This is a genomic window from Streptomyces alkaliphilus, assembly GCF_014141535.1.
GTDB classification, from domain to species: Bacteria; Actinomycetota; Actinomycetes; order Streptomycetales; family Streptomycetaceae; genus Streptomyces; species Streptomyces alkaliphilus.
Genome location: NZ_VKHT01001247.1, coordinates 1 through 1,244, shown reverse-complemented (window position 1 = coordinate 1,244; position 1,244 = coordinate 1). Strand labels below are relative to the sequence as shown.

2 protein-coding genes are annotated in these 1,244 nt (G+C 70.2%); both read right to left on the bottom strand.

Annotation, left to right across the window (positions count from 1 at the left end; genetic code table 11):
• Positions 1 to 9: 9 nt before the first annotated feature.
• A complete protein-coding gene (locus tag FNQ90_RS23740) occupies positions 10 to 852 on the bottom strand; it encodes a sulfurtransferase (protein WP_143624912.1) in 843 nt (280 codons plus the stop codon).
• Positions 853 to 1,054: 202 nt separating this feature from the next.
• Positions 1,055 to 1,135, bottom strand: coding sequence for a putative leader peptide (locus FNQ90_RS28730; protein ID WP_368733333.1), 81 nt, complete (start codon positions 1,133 to 1,135; stop codon positions 1,055 to 1,057).
• Positions 1,136 to 1,244 lie beyond the last annotated feature (109 nt).

Here is a 1,244-nt window from a genome sequence, read left to right as displayed (position 1 = left end):
GGCGGGATGTCACTTGGCCGGGCCGGTCTCGACCGGGACGCCCACCAGGGAGCCGTACTCGGTCCAGGAACCGTCGTAGTTCTTCACGTTCTGCTGCCCGAGCAGCTCGTGCAGCACGAACCAGGTGTGCGCGGAACGCTCACCGATGCGGCAGTAGGCGATGGTGTCCTTGCCGTCGAGGTCCACGCCCTCCTCGCGGTACAGCTCGGTCAGCTCCTCCTCGGAACGGAAGGTGCCGTCGTCGTTGGCGGTCTTCGACCACGGGATGTTGCGGGCGGTCGGGATGTGGCCGCCGACCTGCGACTGCTCCTGCGGCAGGTGGGCCGGGGCGAGCAGCTTGCCGGAGAACTCGTCGGGGGAGCGCACGTCGACCAGGTTCTGGGCGCCGATGGCAGCCACGACCTCGTCGCGGAAGGCGCGGATGGAGGTGTCCTGCGGCTTGGCCCGGTACTCGGTGGCCGGGCGCTCGGCCACCTCGGCGACCAGGTCGCGGGAGTCCAGCTCCCACTTCTTGCGACCGCCGTCGAGCAGGCGGACGTCCTCGTGGCCGTAGAGCTTGAAGTACCAGTAGGCGTAGGCGGCGAACCAGTTGTTGTTGCCGCCGTACAGGACGACGGTGTCGTCGTTGGCGATGCCCTTGGCGGAGAGCAGCTTCTCGAAGCCCTCCTGGTCGACGAAGTCGCGGCGCACCGGGTCCTGGAGGTCCTTCCTCCAGTCGATCCGGATGGCGTTCCGGATGTGGTTCTTGTCATAGGCCGAGGTGTCCTCGTCCACCTCCACGACGACGACCTTCGGGTCGTCCAGGTGGGCCTGGACCCAGTCGGCGTCCACCAGAACGTCACTACGGCTCATGCTGACTCTCTCCTTCGACTGATGATGCTGCGGGTGCGTGCGGAAACGACGGGCCGGTCGGGCGGGCCGGGCCGGTGACGGCCGTGCGGGGGTCCGGGCGGAGCCGGGCGGGTGGAGTCCGGGCGCGCGGCCCCGGCGACACGGCGGCGCGGGGGTGCCGTGCCCGTGGTGGGGCGCCGGCACGCGACGCGGGGAGGGGCCGTCAGACGGCGCGGCGACAGAGCATGGCGGCGACGCGGCAAAGGTCGACAGCCCGTCGCTTGGTGAGATCCGCCTGTCGCATCATGGTCGCGATCGTACGGAGGGGGCGGGCCCCGTGTCACCGTGGTTCCGCATGGTGAGACGTTTTCGACCGGAGAGCGGGACGCGGGGGGAGCGGGAGACCTCCGGGG

Bases quoted from the DNA above. Each gene is read 5' to 3' on its own strand.
- FNQ90_RS23740 (WP_143624912.1), bottom strand. From the start codon at position 852: ATGAGCCGTAGTGACGTTCTGGTGGACGCCGACTGGGTCCAGGCCCAC.
- FNQ90_RS28730 (WP_368733333.1), bottom strand. From the start codon at position 1,135: ATGCGACAGGCGGATCTCACCAAGCGACGGGCTGTCGACCTTTGCCGC.